The sequence below is a fragment of the Paenibacillus sp. FSL H3-0333 genome, from assembly GCF_038002805.1.
In the GTDB taxonomy this organism is placed as follows: domain Bacteria; phylum Bacillota; class Bacilli; order Paenibacillales; family Paenibacillaceae; genus Paenibacillus_AQ; species Paenibacillus_AQ silagei.
The window spans coordinates 2,806,275-2,822,426 of record NZ_JBBODG010000001.1 but is presented as its reverse complement, the minus strand read 5'-3'; the positions used below and the strand labels follow the sequence as shown (position 1 = coordinate 2,822,426).

Annotated in this window: 13 protein-coding genes and 1 riboswitch; of the genes, 7 read left to right on the top strand and 6 right to left on the bottom strand. The window is 54.9% G+C overall.

What is annotated here, in order from left to right:
* Positions 1 to 21: 21 nt before the first annotated feature.
* The 3 genes from MHH78_RS12340 (at position 22) to MHH78_RS12330 (ending at position 4,673) form a co-directional block, all read left to right on the top strand.
* Entirely contained in the window at positions 22 to 549 is a 528-nt protein-coding gene (locus tag MHH78_RS12340; RefSeq protein ID WP_341167564.1) for a phosphotransferase-like protein, read from the top strand.
* Between the two features lie 717 nt (positions 550 to 1,266).
* Entirely contained in the window at positions 1,267 to 2,262 is a 996-nt protein-coding gene (locus MHH78_RS12335; protein WP_341167563.1) for a LacI family DNA-binding transcriptional regulator, read from the top strand.
* Between the two features lie 116 nt (positions 2,263 to 2,378).
* Positions 2,379 to 4,673: an alpha-galactosidase gene (locus tag MHH78_RS12330; protein WP_076085905.1), complete on the top strand. Its 2,295-nt coding sequence runs from the start codon at positions 2,379 to 2,381 to the stop codon at positions 4,671 to 4,673.
* A gap of 134 nt (positions 4,674 to 4,807) precedes the next feature.
* On the opposite strand, the gene MHH78_RS12325 is transcribed toward MHH78_RS12330, so the two are convergent.
* Together MHH78_RS12325 and MHH78_RS12320 are read right to left on the bottom strand one after the other, a co-directional pair.
* Positions 4,808 to 6,238: a flotillin family protein gene (locus tag MHH78_RS12325; RefSeq protein WP_209871543.1), complete on the bottom strand. Its 1,431-nt coding sequence runs from the start codon at positions 6,236 to 6,238 to the stop codon at positions 4,808 to 4,810.
* Between the two features lie 18 nt (positions 6,239 to 6,256).
* Positions 6,257 to 6,613 (bottom strand): hypothetical protein, encoded by a 357-nt coding sequence (locus MHH78_RS12320; RefSeq protein WP_341167562.1) that lies wholly within the window; start codon positions 6,611 to 6,613, stop codon positions 6,257 to 6,259.
* Positions 6,614 to 7,330: 717 nt separating this feature from the next.
* Positions 7,331 to 7,513, bottom strand: a riboswitch (cyclic di-AMP (ydaO/yuaA leader).
* A gap of 616 nt (positions 7,514 to 8,129) precedes the next feature.
* Between MHH78_RS12320 and MHH78_RS12315 the strand changes: the two genes are divergently transcribed.
* From MHH78_RS12315 to MHH78_RS12305, 3 genes are all read left to right on the top strand, one after another.
* Positions 8,130 to 8,750 (top strand): TetR/AcrR family transcriptional regulator, encoded by a 621-nt coding sequence (locus tag MHH78_RS12315; RefSeq protein WP_036731586.1) that lies wholly within the window; start codon positions 8,130 to 8,132, stop codon positions 8,748 to 8,750.
* 29 nt (positions 8,751 to 8,779) lie between these two features.
* Positions 8,780 to 11,251: an MMPL family transporter gene (locus MHH78_RS12310; protein ID WP_341167561.1), complete on the top strand. Its 2,472-nt coding sequence runs from the start codon at positions 8,780 to 8,782 to the stop codon at positions 11,249 to 11,251.
* A gap of 200 nt (positions 11,252 to 11,451) precedes the next feature.
* The gene (locus MHH78_RS12305) at positions 11,452 to 11,886 is read left to right on the top strand and encodes a GNAT family N-acetyltransferase (protein ID WP_341167560.1); all 435 of its coding nucleotides are present in this window, start codon (positions 11,452 to 11,454) and stop codon (positions 11,884 to 11,886) included.
* Between the two features lie 29 nt (positions 11,887 to 11,915).
* Here the strand turns inward: MHH78_RS12305 and MHH78_RS12300 are convergent, their stop codons facing one another.
* Genes MHH78_RS12300 through MHH78_RS12290 form a run of 3 tightly spaced genes read right to left on the bottom strand, consistent with a single transcriptional unit; the run spans position 11,916 to position 14,264 of the window.
* On the bottom strand, positions 11,916 to 12,365 hold the full coding sequence (locus MHH78_RS12300; RefSeq protein ID WP_341167559.1) for a DUF1877 family protein: 450 nt from the start codon (positions 12,363 to 12,365) through the stop codon (positions 11,916 to 11,918).
* A 48-nt stretch (positions 12,366 to 12,413) separates the two neighbouring features.
* Positions 12,414 to 13,856 carry a cardiolipin synthase gene (gene cls / locus MHH78_RS12295; RefSeq protein ID WP_341167558.1) on the bottom strand — a complete coding sequence of 481 codons (1,443 nt, stop codon included), beginning with the start codon at positions 13,854 to 13,856 and terminating at the stop codon, positions 12,414 to 12,416.
* A gap of 36 nt (positions 13,857 to 13,892) precedes the next feature.
* The gene (locus tag MHH78_RS12290) at positions 13,893 to 14,264 is read right to left on the bottom strand and encodes a winged helix-turn-helix transcriptional regulator (RefSeq protein ID WP_341167557.1); all 372 of its coding nucleotides are present in this window, start codon (positions 14,262 to 14,264) and stop codon (positions 13,893 to 13,895) included.
* Positions 14,265 to 14,433: 169 nt separating this feature from the next.
* Here MHH78_RS12290 and MHH78_RS12285 point away from each other — a divergent pair, with 169 nt between their 5' ends.
* Entirely contained in the window at positions 14,434 to 15,021 is a 588-nt protein-coding gene (locus tag MHH78_RS12285) for an NAD(P)H oxidoreductase (RefSeq protein ID WP_341167556.1), read from the top strand.
* 22 nt (positions 15,022 to 15,043) lie between these two features.
* Here the strand turns inward: MHH78_RS12285 and MHH78_RS12280 are convergent, their stop codons facing one another.
* Positions 15,044 to 15,931, bottom strand: coding sequence for a PhzF family phenazine biosynthesis protein (locus MHH78_RS12280; RefSeq protein WP_076084414.1), 888 nt, complete (start codon positions 15,929 to 15,931; stop codon positions 15,044 to 15,046).
* Positions 15,932 to 16,152: the final 221 nt, after the last annotated feature.

Below are 16,152 nucleotides of genomic sequence, written 5' to 3'. Positions count from 1 at the left end.
CATGAAAGGAAGGAAAAGCAAATGAACCAAGGACAAATCGTGTTTCTGAACGGAGTGACCAGCTCCGGCAAAACCTCAATAGTTGAAGCAATACAATCGAGATCGCCAGAATTCTTTTATGTAGTTGCCAATGATCTGTTCGAAGAAACGATCGGGGAACGTTACCTGCGTGAAGATTACTGGAAGTATCTTAGTGAAGCAATTATCATGATGTACCACACTGCCAAATTATTCTCGGATCATGGCAAGCATGTGCTGATTGACGGCATTATCGTGGAACGTCCGGGCCTCACGCCTCATTATGAGAAGGTAAAGGAGATTTTCAGCGGATACCCGCTATCCATTGTGGAAGTGTTCTGTCCCCTGGATATCTGCCGCCAGCGCAACCTGGCCCGGGAGCACCGGAGCGAAGATCAGTCGGAGGAGCAGCACAAGCTGATGGCCCGTGACATCGGGTATAGCTATAGGGTGGATACGCATGAGAACACCTCTGAAGAGTGTGCGGATCTGATTGTGGGGCATTTGTTCGGTAAGCGTACCGGAGAATGATAGGGATGAGATGACGTTATTTGCTTTAAAAAAATGGACGAGGCTGAGGCTGCCGATATAGGTAGCCTTTTTTTGCTGCGTACAAACTGGATGATGGGCTGCGGCAACCTTTCCCGAAGGAGCAAGAGCTGGGCAACCAAGCAAAGCCTGCTATGCGCGTAAGGATTCCACCCAATCGGTGGCGATTAACCTTGGTTAAAGCTCCTCTTTGGGTTGTTTTGCATTTGGCGGACTCAGAGGACGCTATTGTGTGAAAAAACGGACTTTTGCGAGTTTCGCGGACTCAGGGGCCGTTATGTGGCCTTGGAATGCTGTAAACGAGGGGAATGTGGTTCATTAGCGGCCACTGAGTCCGCTTAGCCCGGTAGGATCGCGGTATGCATACAAATAACGGCCTGTCAGTCCGCACAGTCTTCGGGGAAGCGCGATGTTGATGCGATGGCAGGCTTGGTGATGCGGTAGCAGGCTTGATGATGTGGCGGCAAGCTTGGTGATGCGGCGGTAGGCTTGAACGATGCAGCAGCAGGCTTGAACAATGTGGCGGACTTGAAACGATGCAGCTGATTCCTGGTGTGCACGAAAAGAATGGAACCATGCTTCCCTTCAACCCCCTTCTAAATGTAAGCGCTCAAAAAATACTCTTGAAAGAACCTCCGGCGGATGATAGGATTAAGGCGAAGATTTAGTAAATTTATTAACTAAAAAGGCGTGATCAGCTTGGCAACGATTAAAGACATCGCCCGGGAGGCAGGCGTATCAGCCGCAACCGTATCCAGAGTGCTAAATAACGACCTGTCCCTGGCTGTCAGTGAGGAGACACGCAGCCGTGTATTCGCCGTGGCCGGGCAGCTGGGCTACAAGCCCTCACGGGTGCGGCAGCTGAAGCGGGAGAACGAGCTGGGCAGCAAGACCGTCACGCTTCTGCTCTGGTGTACAGCCGAAGAGGAACGGGACGACCCTTATTACGGCTCGATCCGGCGCGGCGTGGAGCTGCGCTGTGAGGAGCTGGGCATCCGGCTCGGCCAGACGCTGCGCGGACACAGCACGCCAGCCCCGCTCCGGCCCACAGGTGACGGGCTTATTGTAGTTGGCGGAAGCTTCCAGCCGGGAGAGCTTGCGAAGCTGCACCCGGATACAAGCACCACCGTACTGGTCGACCATTATTCGGAGCGCCCGGAATATGACTCCGTGCGCACGCATTTCCGGCAGGCTGTCGATCAGGCGCTGGGCCATCTGCTGGAGCTCGGTCACCGCGAGATCGCCTTCATCGGAGGCGGCAGCGAGGAGGAGCGCCGCAGGCATCATTACACCCGGATTATGCAGAGCCAGGGTTGCTATGATCCGGCGCTGATCCGCACGGGAAGCTGGACTAGTGCTGACGGCTACCGGATGATGAGCGAGCTGCTGGCAGGGGTAAAGCGGCCTACGGCCTGCTTCGCCGCCAGTGATCCGCTGGCGGTCGGCGCTCTGCGCGCCCTGCATGATCACGGGATACAGGTGCCTGCCGGGATGGCTGTCGTCGGCTTCGATGATATCGAGATGGCGGCCTATGTTCAGCCTCCGCTGACAACGGTCCGCGCCTATCCCGAGCAGATGGGCAAAGCTGCGGTTCAACTGCTCGCCGAGCGGTTCGAAGGACGCGAAGCCCCTTCGCATTCGATGATCGGCACGAAGCTGATTGTCCGGGAGACCAGCGGCGGGACAGCGGATTAACCGCAGCCCGGCTGCACAGCAATCGTTGATTGCCTTTTCTAAGGTATCAGCAGAAATAATGCTCAGTTGGTCCAGATATCCGGACCTTATCCCATCACACAAGGAGTGTTATGATCATGAACATTTTTGCAGACGAATCACGAGGATTGTTCCACCTTCAGTCCAAAGATACCAGCTACATTATCCAACTGATTGAAGGTTATCCTGCCCATGTCTACTGGGGAGCGAGGCTCCGCCATGACAGCAGCCTGACCGGAGTGCTTGAGCTGCGCGAACGTGCCTCCTTCTCGCCAACCCCGGTGCTAACGCGGCCTTCGCTCTCTCTGGATGCCCTCTCTCAGGAGTATCCGCAGTATGGAACGAGCGACTTCCGGCGGCCGGCCTATCAGGTTCAGCTAGCGGACGGCACGCGGATCTCTGAACTCAAATATGCGGGATATACCATTACACCAGGCAAGCCGGCACTCGAAGGACTGCCTGCCGTGTATGCGGAGAATGAAGAAGAAGCACTGACACTGGAGCTTACCCTGAAAGATGACTACGCTGGTCTAACGGTTAGACTGCTCTACACCGTATTCGCCGATCATAACGCGATTACCCGTTCCGTCCGCTTCGAGCATAACGGCGAAGCCCCGCTCCGGCTGGAGCAGGCGCTTAGCGCATCCGTCGATTTCGCCGATTCCTCTTACGATACGCTGCATCTGAGCGGCGCATGGGCCAGAGAGCGCCATGTTCAGCGCCGTCCGCTTACTCCGGGCGCTGCCTTGTCACTGGAGAGCCGCCGCGGCTCAAGCAGCCACCAGACCAATCCGTTCATTGCGCTGCTACGTCACGGCGCAGATGAAGACCAGGGGGATGTCTACGGCTTCAGCCTCGTCTACAGCGGCAGCTTCGCCGCCACTGCCGAGGTTGAGCAGTTCGGACAGACCCGTGTAAGTATCGGGATTAATCCGTTCGACTTCTCCTGGCTGCTGGAGCCGGGCCAATCCTTCCAGACCCCGGAGGCCGTGCTCGTCTATTCCGGTGAAGGTCTCGGCGGCATGTCGCGTACCTATCACCGGCTGTACCGGACCCGGCTCTGCCGCGGTGTTCACCGTGATCAGGCCCGGCCGATTCTGGTCAACAACTGGGAGGCGACTTACTTCGACTTCGATGCGGACAAAATCGCAACCATCGCCAAAGCAGCAGGCCCGCTCGGCATTGAGCTATTCGTCCTTGACGACGGCTGGTTCGGCAGACGCGACAAGGATAACAGCTCACTCGGCGACTGGTTCGAGGACCGCCGCAAGCTGCCTGAAGGTCTGGCGGATCTGGCCGGCCGGGTCAACAAGGAAGGCGTACAGTTCGGTCTATGGGTGGAGCCGGAGATGGTCTCGCCGGACAGTGAGCTGTACCGCAAGCACCCGGACTGGTGCCTGCATGCCGCAGGACGCCGCCGCACAGAAGGCCGCAACCAGCTAATCCTGGACCTCTCCCGCCCGGAAGTCTGCGACTATCTGTATGAGACCTTAAGCGCCGTATTTTCCAGTGCCCCGATCCGCTATATCAAGTGGGACATGAACCGTAATATGACCGAGATAGCTTCTGCCAAAGCCAGCCCTGAGCGGCAAAAAGAAACCGCCCACCGCTATATGCTGGGGCTGTACAATTTGCTGGAGCGCCTGACCTCGCGCTTCCCGGACATTCTGTTCGAGAGCTGCTCCGGCGGCGGCGGCCGGTTCGATCCGGGAATCCTGTTCTATATGCCGCAGACCTGGACCAGTGACAACACCGATGCGGTAGAACGCCTAGCGATTCAATACGGCACCAGTATTGTCTATCCGGCCAGCAGCATGGGCGCACATGTGTCTGATGTTCCGAACCATCAGGTAGACCGCATCACCACCCTAGCTACACGCGGGGATGTGGCGATGAGCGGCAACTTCGGTTATGAGCTGGACCTCACAAAGTTCACCGAAGCAGAGAAGGACCTGGCTACCCGGCAGATTGCCCAGTACAAGGAGATCCGCACACTGGTGCAGCAAGGGGATATGTACCGTCTGCTGAGTCCGTTCGAGGGTAGTGGCGACACCGCCTGGATGTTCGTCAGCGAGGACAAGACCGAAGCCTTCGTCGCTTATTTCCGCGTGCTGGCCATACCGAATCCTCCGATCTCGCGCCTTACGCTCAAAGGACTCAATCCCGAGCTGGATTATGTCATTGAGACGGGGGCAAAAGGCAGCAACGGGCATGTCCACGGCGGCGCAGAAGCCTCTGCACCTGCAGATGGCGTCAGCTCCGCTCCATTCCAGCCCGCCTTTGACGGCACACCGCTGGGCGGTGACCGCCTGATGCGTATCGGTCTTGTGGTCTCCGACCTGCGCGGGGATTACGCAAGCTGCACTTACCGCCTGAGAGCGGTGCAGCGCTGATCTACAGCTTCAGACATACCACAGGCGTCAGCCTCCTTTTGGAGATTGACGCCTGTTTTTTTGTGGAGAGATGCAGTCAGGAAGGGGCTTGCTGCCGTTTCATTAACTACTTACTGCCTCCCCTACTCCCTCTTCTACTCCTGTCCATGCTCATGATCCCGGCCAAGTAAACCGCTGAGCGCCTCAGTCACGTTCATGCCGGTAAGTGTCTGGGTCAGCTCTGGAACCTGAGCCATGATTTTGGCGATATCACCCGTAATCTTGTTCACGCCTGAGGAAGCCCCGTCCTGGGAGATGACGGTGATCTTATCTACCTTGGCCAGCGGGGAGGCGATTTTCTCAGCCAGCTCGGGCAGGATTTTCAGGAATTCCACGGTCAGGGCGGCTTGAGTGAACTGTTTGTACGCCTCAGCCTTCTTCTGCAGCGCTCCCGCTTCCGCCGCTCCGGCGAGCTGGACGATCTCCGCATTCGCCTTCCCTTTTGCCAATTCCGCCTCCGCTGTTGCCAGTCCGCGCTTGGTCGTCGTAGCGGCTTCGGCTTCCGCCTCCAGAATCTGCCGCTGCTTGGCGGCTTCTGCTCTCATAATCGTCGCTTGATTCTCCGCCTGGGCCGGCTTGATCACTGTCGCCTCCAGCTCCCGCTGTCTCAGCTCGACCTCGATCTCCCGGACTGTCCGGTTAGCCTCCGCTTCCATCTGTGTGATTTTGACCTGTTCGGTAACCAGCGACTGCTTGATCTTATTCTGCTGCAATTCGTACGCCAGATCCGCCTGCGCCTTCTTCACCTCGGTCTCCAGCTTGAAATCAGCCTGCTTAATGTTCAGCTCCTTCTCGAACAGCGATTCCTTCGCACGGGCAGCGGTTCCTGCTTCAATCGTCGCCTGATGCGCATTGGCTTTGGCAATGGAGGATTCCTTCTCCGCCTCGGCCTGCTTGATCTGAATATCGCGTTCGGCTTCGGCCTTAGCAATACTAGCGTCGCGGCGGATACGCTCAATCTCGGGCACCCCCATATTGTCGATATACCCTTTGTCGTCGGTAATCTTCTTGATGGTGAAGCTGACGACCTCCAGCCCCATCTTGTCGAGATCCTCCGAGCAGGTCTCCCGCATCTTGCTGTTGATTTCGTCTGGGGTCTTGAGTATAGATTCTACACTGAGCTGCCCGATCAGGCCGCGCAGATGGCCCTCCACCGAATGCAGAATAATCGTCTCACGGTCCTCTTCCGGCCGGTCAATGAACTGCTCGCTGGCTGTGAGAATAGCGGTTGGATCGCTTTTGATCTTAATCTGGGCGACCGCCTCCAGGTTCAGCTTGATGCCCTGGCGGGAAAACATGGCCTGCGCCGGGATCACATCGAAGCTCATCAGCATCATGGAGATGGTTTTATTGTTCTGGAAGCCGGGGATGACGAATGTCCCGCCGCCCTGAACCACTCTTTTGCCGCCGAGACCGTATACGATCATGGCCTGATTGGGCGGAACCTTTTTATACGCGGTCACAATACTGGTTAACGCCAGCAGAATTACAACAACAATAGCTCCGGTTACATATAAAATTAACATTTGCTCCGACACTCCCCGTTAGTTTTGTTCCATTTCCCTCTCGAACAAAGTGACCGCTGCGATCCCCTTATCCGTCTTCACAATAATCACCCGATCGCCCCGCAACAGCGACTGACCGGATTCGGCACGCACGCCGATGGAGCGCATGGTCCCGTGCAGCACATACTTCATCTCTCCCACGGACCCATCCGCTGCGGCGATGCTGATATAGCCGAGCTGGCCTGCCGGATCATAATCGAGTTCACTCATACTGCTGTCATACCGGGTCATCACCCGGGCCAGTACCGTGTAGAGCAGGATGCCCGGCAGCAGGGCGATCAAGGTACAGACCAGCACTACGGCGAGCAGCTGCATCCCGCTGTACTTGACAAGCATATACCCCGTGCCGCCCCAGACGGTGACAAACACCATCAGCGGAAGAATCGGCAGAAAGCCCGGCCCCCCGGCATCGCTTCCCCCTACATGCAGATGGCCTGCCAGGCCGTGCCCATGAATACTGCCACTAAGAATAAGCAGAAGTCCAACCCAAAAGCAGACGATAAATACAGTAGCGATGGTAACCCCCTCCTTTCAATGTAATATGGCTATAAGAAAACTGACTGTAGTGGCGATGCGGAAACTGACTAATGTGGTACATAAACTGAATAATTAGTGTTGTTATAAGATTCAATTGTGCTTCCACCTGTCACTATTGCCCCTAATTTTCACTTTAGACTGCTTGGTTGTGTATGGCAGAGGCGCAATTGGATTCAGGGGCACTTGTGCTCTTCATTCGCTCGTTTAGCCAACTTTTCTTGAATTCAGGGGCACTTGTGCTCTTCATTTACTCATTTAGCCAACTTTCCTGGAATTCAGGAGCACTAGTGCTCTTCATTTGCTCGTTTAGCCAACATTCCCGGGATTCAGGAGCACTAGTGCTCTTCATTTCCACTTCCAGCACACTTCCAGCGCAATCAGTAGGATTTATCCCTCTCATTTCCGCATCCAGCCCACTTTCAGCGCATTCAGTGGGATTAATCCCTTTCCCTACACAGCAAAAAGACCACAGCAGCAGCAGGGCTCTCCGTGGTCGGTTACTCGATCATGGCGCTCATCCTCTCTCTTCGAGGCTTACGGGGTTAGCTGACGGATTCGGGCAGCGAGATTGCCCTACCTCACCAGAGCCATAGTCGCACACTGGCAAGGATTCACCCCGGGTACTCAGCAGCCTATCCTTAAGCCGCCTGCACCAGTTGGTTCCCCCGTTCCCGTTACGGAATTCAGCCATTTCAAGAACAGTGTCATTTCATTCGGTTGTTGATTGAATCTTACGCCTGCAGCCATTTAATGTAAAACCTCACGGATGACAAAAGAAGTCAATAATGCTGTTCCTTCGTGAATGAAGGCGCATTCTTCAGCTCTGCTCTTATCCGCCCGGGGATTTGCTCGCGCTATCGTCTGTTTACACCCATGTTACTCTTCCTCTCACGTACTGCTCATTTGCTCACCTAATCCCCTCCCACTCTCATACTCATATACTCATACTCACTCCCCTACTCTTAACACCCATACTAACTCTCACTCACTTACTTTCTTACTCACTTACCTACTCTCTTACTCACACACTCACATGCTCACTCACACTCCTACTCTCCTACTCTTACTGCCACTCTAACTCCCATTCAAACTCTCACTCACTAATTTACTCACTTACTTCCCACTCCCTTCCCCACGCCCTTCTAACTTAATCTCCTAACCCCCCACCTTTTTTTCTCAGCCCATTACTCCAAATTTAAAATATTCACATTTCCGTCACTCGATGCTCATTGTGCAATCTTTCCCTTTGAGCAATAATAGAACCTATAGATTCTCTAGAGCTTATAGATTCCAGAGAAAGGAGGAACATTTACTTTTGAATTCCAAACTGAATCTGCGGGACAAAAAAAAAGAAGCCACCGCCTATGCCTTAGCCGTAGCGGCCTTCGAGCTTGCGCTTGAGCATGGGATGGATGGCTTCATTGTGGATGATGTAGTTCAGAAGGCTGGATATTCCCGGCGGACTTTTGCGAATTACTTCTCCTGTAAGGAGGAAGCAGTCGCCGCCTATTTCATTGGCATTATTGCTGTCCAAGAGAAAGAGAATAACCCGCTGGCTGCTCTGCCGTCGGATGCTACACCGCTCGATGCCCTGTACAATCTGCTGAAGCTGCAATTCACCTCGGAGTTCCTGCATAAGCTGCGGCAGTTCGTCTCCCTGGCAAATCAATATCCGTCCCTGGAGCCTTACATTCTTAATGTCTTCCGGCATTTGCAGATCACCGCCCAGGAGACGCTGGAGCAGTTCACCCGTGGACGGTATGCCGATGGATATACCCACCTGCTGGTAGGTGCCGTCTATGGGGCCTTCGTGCCTATCCTGGACGGACGGCTGAACGTCATGCTGCCGGGTGAGCAGCAGAGCGGGGACTCCGGGGCTATGCCGTTTGAACAATACCTGAATTCCATGTTTGCTTATTTACGCAACGGCTTCTAAATTCACAGATAAAGAGGAGAAACCACTACATGTCTACCTTTCTATACCGCTTAGGTAAATCGGCTTATGCTAAGCCCTGGGCCTTCATTGCAGTCTGGATCATTGTACTCGGAGTTGTAGGCACCCTGATTGGAGTCAATGGCATTCAATCCAGCTCCGAGATGAAAATTGAAGGCACAGAGTCGCAAAAGGTGCTGGATAAGCTGACAAAAGAGCTGCCCGCTGCGGCCGGAGGCCAGGCTAGTATCGCCTTCACTGCACCGGACGGCGAACGTCTGGATACGCCTGAGCGTTCCGCACTATTGCTGAAGGCCATCAATGATGTATACAACATGGAATATGTCATCAACCCTGTAGAGCTCGCAGCACAAGCAGCGGCCGCCGCTGGTCAAACCGCTGCCGATCCTTCCGCTGCCACTGGTCAAGCCGCTGCCGATCCTTCTGCCGCCACTGGTCAAGCCGCTGCTGATCCTTCCGCTGCCACTGGTCAAGCCGCTGCCGATCCTTCCGCTGCTGCCGGCCAATCCGCCGCCGATCCTTCCGCCGCCGCTGGCCAAGCCGCTGCCGATCCTTCTGCCGCCGCTGGTCAAGCTGCTGCTGCGCAGGCGATGCCGTTCGGTCCGCTGATTGCCGAAGGCGCTCCGGTTCCCGGCGTGATGCTGTCGGCTGACGGCAGTATTGCCCTGTTCCAGTTCCAGTTCACGGTTCAGCAGACATCACTGCCATCGGAGGTGCCGGACAACATCATCGATGCCGTGACCGAAGTTGAACAGTCCGGCTCAGGCATTACCGCGATTCCAAGCGACTCGCTCAAAAGCATGCCGGCCATCGGCTCCACGGAAGCGATCGGCGTAGCCGTTGCTGCCGTCGTATTGTTCCTGACGCTGGGCTCGGTTGTCGCCGCAGGCTTGCCGCTGTTGACCGCACTTCTCGGAGTCGGCATCAGCGTCGGAGGTGCCTTTGCCCTCGGCAGCCTGATCCAGATGAACGATATTACACCGGTTCTTGCCGTGATGATCGGTCTCGCGGTAGGGATCGACTACTCGCTGTTCATTGTGAACCGGCAGCGCCGTCTGATCCTGGATGAGAAATTAAGCGCAGCCGAAGCAGCCAGCCGGGCACTGGGCACCGCAGGCAGTGCCGTATTCTTCGCCGGTCTGACCGTTATTATCGCCTTGTGCGGCATGCTCGTCATTGGCATCGGCTTCTTATCGACAATGGCACTTGTGGCTGCGGCCAGTGTTCTGATTAATGTCCTGCTGGCCTTGTCCCTGCTGCCTGCGCTGCTCGGCCTGGTCGGTGAACGGATCGTAACCGCCAAAGCCCGGACGAAGAACACCACTGCCGCCGCCAAAGCGCAGCACAGCTTCTCGCACCGCTGGGCAAATGCCACGGTGAAATACCGTTGGGCCATCATTGTGCTGGTGGTGCTGGTGCTTGGCACAGCCGCCATTCCAGTGACCAAGATGGAGCTGGGTATTCCATCCGGCGCCTCGGCGAACCTGGATACTCCGGCCCGCCAGAGCTATGATGTCATCTCCAAAGGGTTCGGCGAAGGCTTCAACGGCCCGCTGCTGCTGGTTGCTGAGACAAAGAATCCGTCTGAGAAGATCTCCATGCCGATCCTGGGCAAGCTGGTTCAGGAGCTGCAAATGCACGATAATGTGACCCTGGTCTCTCCGCTCGGTGTCAGTCCCACCGGCGATATCGCTATTATCAGCCTGATTCCGAAAACGGGTCCCACAGACACCGCAACCAGAGACCTTGTACAGGAGCTGCGCGATCCGGCGTCCAGCCTGACCACAGGCAACAATATTAATCTTGGCGTAACCGGCTTCACCGCTATCAATATTGATATGTCCTCGAAGCTGTCCGATGCCTTCCCTGTATACATCGGGATCATCGTGATCCTGTCGCTGATCATTCTGCTGCTGGTGTTCCGGTCCATTATCGTACCTATCAAAGCAACCGTCGGCTTCGTGTTAAGTATAATTGCCACTTTCGGCGTAACCACCGCCGTCTATCAATGGGGCTGGCTGCATTCGCTGTTCGGCTTCGATACCGGCGGACCGCTGCTGAGCTTCATGCCGATCCTGGTCACCGGTATTCTGTACGGACTCGCTATGGATTATCAGGTCTTCCTGGTCAGCTCCATGCGTGAAGCTTATGTCCACGGCCGCCATGGCAAGGAGAGTGTTATTCACGGCTATGATCTGGCCAGCCGGGTCGTACTGGCCGCAGGTGTGATCATGGTGTCCGTCTTCGCAGGCTTCATCTTCGCCCCTGATGCGATGATTAAGCAGATCGGCTTCGCCCTGGCCTTCGGCATCCTGATCGATGCCTTCATCATCCGGATGACGCTTGTTCCGGCCGTCATGGCCGTCTTCGGCGACAAAGCCTGGTGGCTGCCGAAATGGCTGGACCGCCTGCTGCCGAATCTCGATGTCGAAGGCGATAAGCTGATCGCCAAGCTGAATGCCGAGAGCGGACACAAGCACTAAACTCGCCACACACAAAGCGGAGACCTGGCTTCGATGAATAGTCAGGTACTTTGCGGGAACCCTAGACATGTACATCTCCCCGGAATAACGGACGGCACTCCCGCCGTTCTCCATGTACAAATAGAGCCTGCGGCATCGTCCGCAGGCTCTATTTTGATATAATGGCTATAATTGAATTCAAATCCTAAGGAGGAGTACCCATGAACATCATAGAACTGGACCTTGCTCAGAATCAGCAGGAAATCTCCCGCTTACTGGAGGAACACAGCCGCCGCATGGACAGCAGCATTCCGCCCTATCAGCGCGAGGTGATCTCCCTGGCGGCCTACGAGAACGGCGTCTTCGTTGGCGGCATTACCGGGGATATCGTCTGGAATATCCTGAACGTGCACTTACTGGCCGTTGACCCCACGTACAGAGGCAATGGACTCGGCGGAACTCTGCTGAAGGAGCTGGAAGCCAGAGCAGCGGAGCGCGGCTGCAAGGTCAGTGAGTTAACCACGATGAGCTGGCAGGCACCGCATTTTTATCAGAAGCAGGGGTATGAGATCTTCGGTGAAATCAAGGATTGTCCGCATGAAGGGCAGAGCAAATATTATCTCCAGAAAAACCTGAAGCCCGGTTCCCCCTCTTAAGGAGGTCCCGGCGCTTCACACCATCCCGTTCAAGCCACACTGAAAATCACATGCTTCCCGGCCGCCAGCGCCTTCCCGTAGAAGTCCAGCAGGCCTGCAAATTCACTCTTCACTGCCTCTCTCAGCTGCTCTGTCACATTGCCCGGCTCCAGCTTCTCCAAGTCTACCTGCTGCATCGCCGCAATAATGTCCTCCAGTTCATCCTGCTCGGTGCACGCGAAGAACCCGTCCTCCTCTTCCACCTCAAACACATGGACCCCGACAACAGCTTCACTTAACGGATCGCCTTCGATAGGTTCACTGGCCGAGACGCCGGTTAGCGCGAGATGCAGCTCCTCCCACAGCTTGTCGATATCGTAATATTCACTTCCTCCTTCAATGAGCTTCTCCAGCGTATTCATCAGCTCTGAACCGTCCATCTCCATCATGCGCTCCAGCGTATCCTCATCCACCATGACATATTGACCCAGCATCCCCATTTGTCATTCCTCCTTATATAAGGTACGGCTGCCCGCGCTCCACTCTCCTTACAGAATAGGCGACAACAGACGGGAAATCCCCTCTTTCAGCTTGATCACCAGCGAGCGCTGCGCATACCGTTCAACCGTAAGCTCCGAGCATAGTCTGGTATCATTCAGGAAAATGTCCTGGAGCTGTTCGGCAATCGCCCGGTCATACACAATGGCATTCACCTCGAAGTTCAGCCGGAAGCTGCGCGAATCGATATTCATCGTTCCGACAGAAGCAACCTCTCCGTCAGCGACAATCGTTTTGGCGTGCAGGAAGCCATTCTCGTAGAGCAGGATTTTGGCCCCGTAATTCAGCAGATCTCCCGCATACGCCCAGGTGGCCCAATACACGAACGGATGGTCAGGCTTGTTAGGGATCATGATCTGCAGATCGACTCCGGAGAGCAGGGCGATTTTGCAGGCATCCATGAAGCTTGTGTCCGGTATGAAGTACGGGGTCTGGATATACACACTTTTCTTAGCCGACAGAATGAGCTTGATGTACATATTCTTCAGGTGCTCAGTGGACGAATTGGGGCCGCTTGTAATAATCTGCACCGGGCTTGTCCCTGTATGGGGCTCCATGTTGAAGACGAATTCCCCGTAATCCCCGCGCTCATGCATCCCCGCCTGATGCCAGTCCAGGATGAATCTGCCTTGGATATGGCTGACTGCATTTCCGGTAATCCGAAGATGAGTGTCCCGCCAGTAGCCGAACTTCGGAACCTGCCCCAGATATTCATCCCCCACATTGAACCCGCCGATATAGGCGATGCTTCCGTCAATAATACACAGCTTGCGGTGATTCCTGTTGTTGATCCGGAAGTTCAGCGGCTTGATCAGGGACGGGAAGAACACTTCAACCTCGCCCCCTGCTGCACGCAATTCCCTGAAAAAATGCCGTGAAATCCGCTTGGAGCCGACCTCATCATACAGCAGCCGTACCTTCACGCCTTCCCGCGCCTTCAGGACCAGCGCATCCCTCAGCCTCGTGCCGAGCTGGTCCGGCTGAATGATGTAATACTGAATGTTGATCTCTGCGCGGGCAGAGCGGATATCCTCGAATAACGCGGCGAACTTCTGATGGCCGTCACTGTAAATAACAATCTCATTATCGCTGGATAACAAGCCGTGCGACGAACGGATATTCATGTTGATGAGCTGGGCATAGTTCGTCAGCAGCTGCGACCTGTCATCCGCCCCTTCCGCGAAGGCTGCCAGCTGCTTGTCGGCTTCGGCCTGGACATATTCCTGCTCTTCGATGAAGAGCTTGTAGAAATTCTTTTTTTTGAGATTGCGTCCGAAGAAGATATACAAGACAAATCCCAGAATCGGGATGAAAAACAATACCATCAGCCAGGCCCAGGTGTACCCCGCCTCCCTGCGCTCAATGAACAGAAAGCCCAGGGCCAGAATGATGTTAATGAGGGTGACGACTGTGGTTAGACTTGCAAATTCCATGCTCTTTCCCCTTTTCTCTCTGTCTCTCTCTGCTGCCTAAAAGTCCTCCAGCACCTTGGACCTGTCGCCATGGATCCTGTCCAGATGCTCCTCTCCCCAGTAGCATAACAGGTCCAGCGCGGGCTTCAGCCCCCAGCCGTAGGCCGTCAGCTCATACTCCACTCTGGGTGGAATCTCCTGGTAGATGGTCCGCGAGATAATCTCATCGTTCTCCAGCCCTCTTAGCTGGGCAGTCAGCACTTTCTGGGTTAAGCCCGGAATGAGCCGCAGCAGCTCGGAGGTGCGCTTCTGTCCGGTCATAAGATGGTAGATAATCAGCGGCTTCCACTTGCCGCCCATCACTTCCAGCGCTGCCTCCACTCCCACTCTATACTTCTTAGGAACGCTATCGTCACTCTGTTCAGTCATCGCTTTTTCCTCCGTTATGTAGGGAACCTCAATGTTCCTATGGAACATACACCTTCCTATAGAACAGCAAAGTGCGTACTTCCAGATTATTTTATTCCTGTTTATAATAGCATCAGCCACGGAACATGGCTACAAACTTGCTGTTAAGAAAGGTAGTGAAGATACCAGCATGAGCGTATTAATCGTCGTATCGCACCCAAGACAAGATTCCCTGACCTTCCAGGTCGCCCGCCGTTTCGCAGAGGGACTTACCGCAGCCGGACACGGCTATGAGATATTGGATTTGCATGGAATTGGCTTTGACCCTGTTCTGCAGGGGAGGGAGGAACTCCATATGACCGCAGGTGAACAGGAACAGCCCTATTCTCCTGAATTAGAGCGGGAAATGGAGCGGTTGCGGCAGCATGACGGCCTGGCATTTGTTTTTCCGCTGTGGTGGTGGCATCTGCCGGCCATGCTGAAGGGGTATATCGACCGGGTGCTGAACAACAGGGTTGCCTACGGCACAAGTAACCTGCATGGTTATCGTGCCCTGTGGCTGGCTCTGGCAGGCGTAACAGAGGAGCAGATGAAGAAACGTAATTATGATGAGGCCACTACGCGTCTGCTGAACGTGGGAATTGCCGATTACTGCGGAATCACAGACTCCAAGGTTGAATTCTTTTACGAGACCCTGGATTCGCCGCCCGCGCATTATGAAACGCTGCTGGAACAGGCCTATCAGGCGGGATTACATTATGGCCAGGGGGAGAACTGACACATCACAGGAATGAGGGAAATCACAGCATCACATCAAATTCATTCACATAAACTGCATTGCCAGTCACTTCTATAGTGTTGCCGTTGTCCGATACGGACACCTGCACTCTACCGTCCCTGCCGATCTCAAGGCCCTGCTCAATCAGCAGCTCGAAGGAGGAGGCTTGTCCTTGTACGCCGATGTACCTGGAATAATAAGCCCCCATCACCCCGGAGGCGGTGCCTGTAACCGGGTCCTCAACCGTCCCTGAGAAGGGGGAGGAGAAATGGCGGGCGTGCATATGCGCCTCAGGATCATACGTCTCCAGACAAAACGGGTGGATGGACGAGCGGGGCATCTCCTTCAGCACCTCAGGGAACCGCTGGTTGTCCGGCACCATCCGTGTGAAGGCGGCTAGGCTTGTAATCGGTACCAGTAAGGTCCAAGTTCCAGTGCTGCCGTACATGGTCGGCAGGGTCTGATCAATATCACCGGGTTCAAGGCCGATCGAGCGGGCCAGATCCTCAAGAGATCCGTTAAAGGGTTGAAACTGCGGACTGGCCTGTCTCATCGTCATATAGAGGCTGTCGTGATCTTCTGTGAAACGGACCGGGAGAATCCCTGCCTTAGTCTCGATGTTCAACTCACTGGCGTCTCCCAGCAGCCCCTTCGTCTTCAGGGCATACAACAACGCCATAGTCCCGTGGCCGCAGAGATTGATCTCATGCCCGGGGGTAAAATAGCGGATTCTGAGATCCGCCTGGGTGGATTTTAACGGAAACGCCGTCTCATTGAAGCCCACCTTCGCTGTGATCTCCTGCATTTGCTGCTCCGTGAGACCCTCGCCGTCCAGGACAACCCCTGCCGGGTTCCCCTTGTTCGGAATGCTGCTGAACGCATCGTAATGATAGACTTTGATATTCTGCACACCTGCACCGCCTGTCTTTTTTGAGTAATATGATAGCATAAATGTATATAATGTAAATTTTAGATATTTAGGCATTATGATATGTTCGGTTTTTCGATTACATTTGGAGCACGCGCCCCCGCCACGCCTAATGTGGTCGATTTTTCGATTACATTTGGACTACATGCCTCCGCCACGTCCAATGTAGTCGGTTTTTCGATTACATTTGGACTACATGCCTC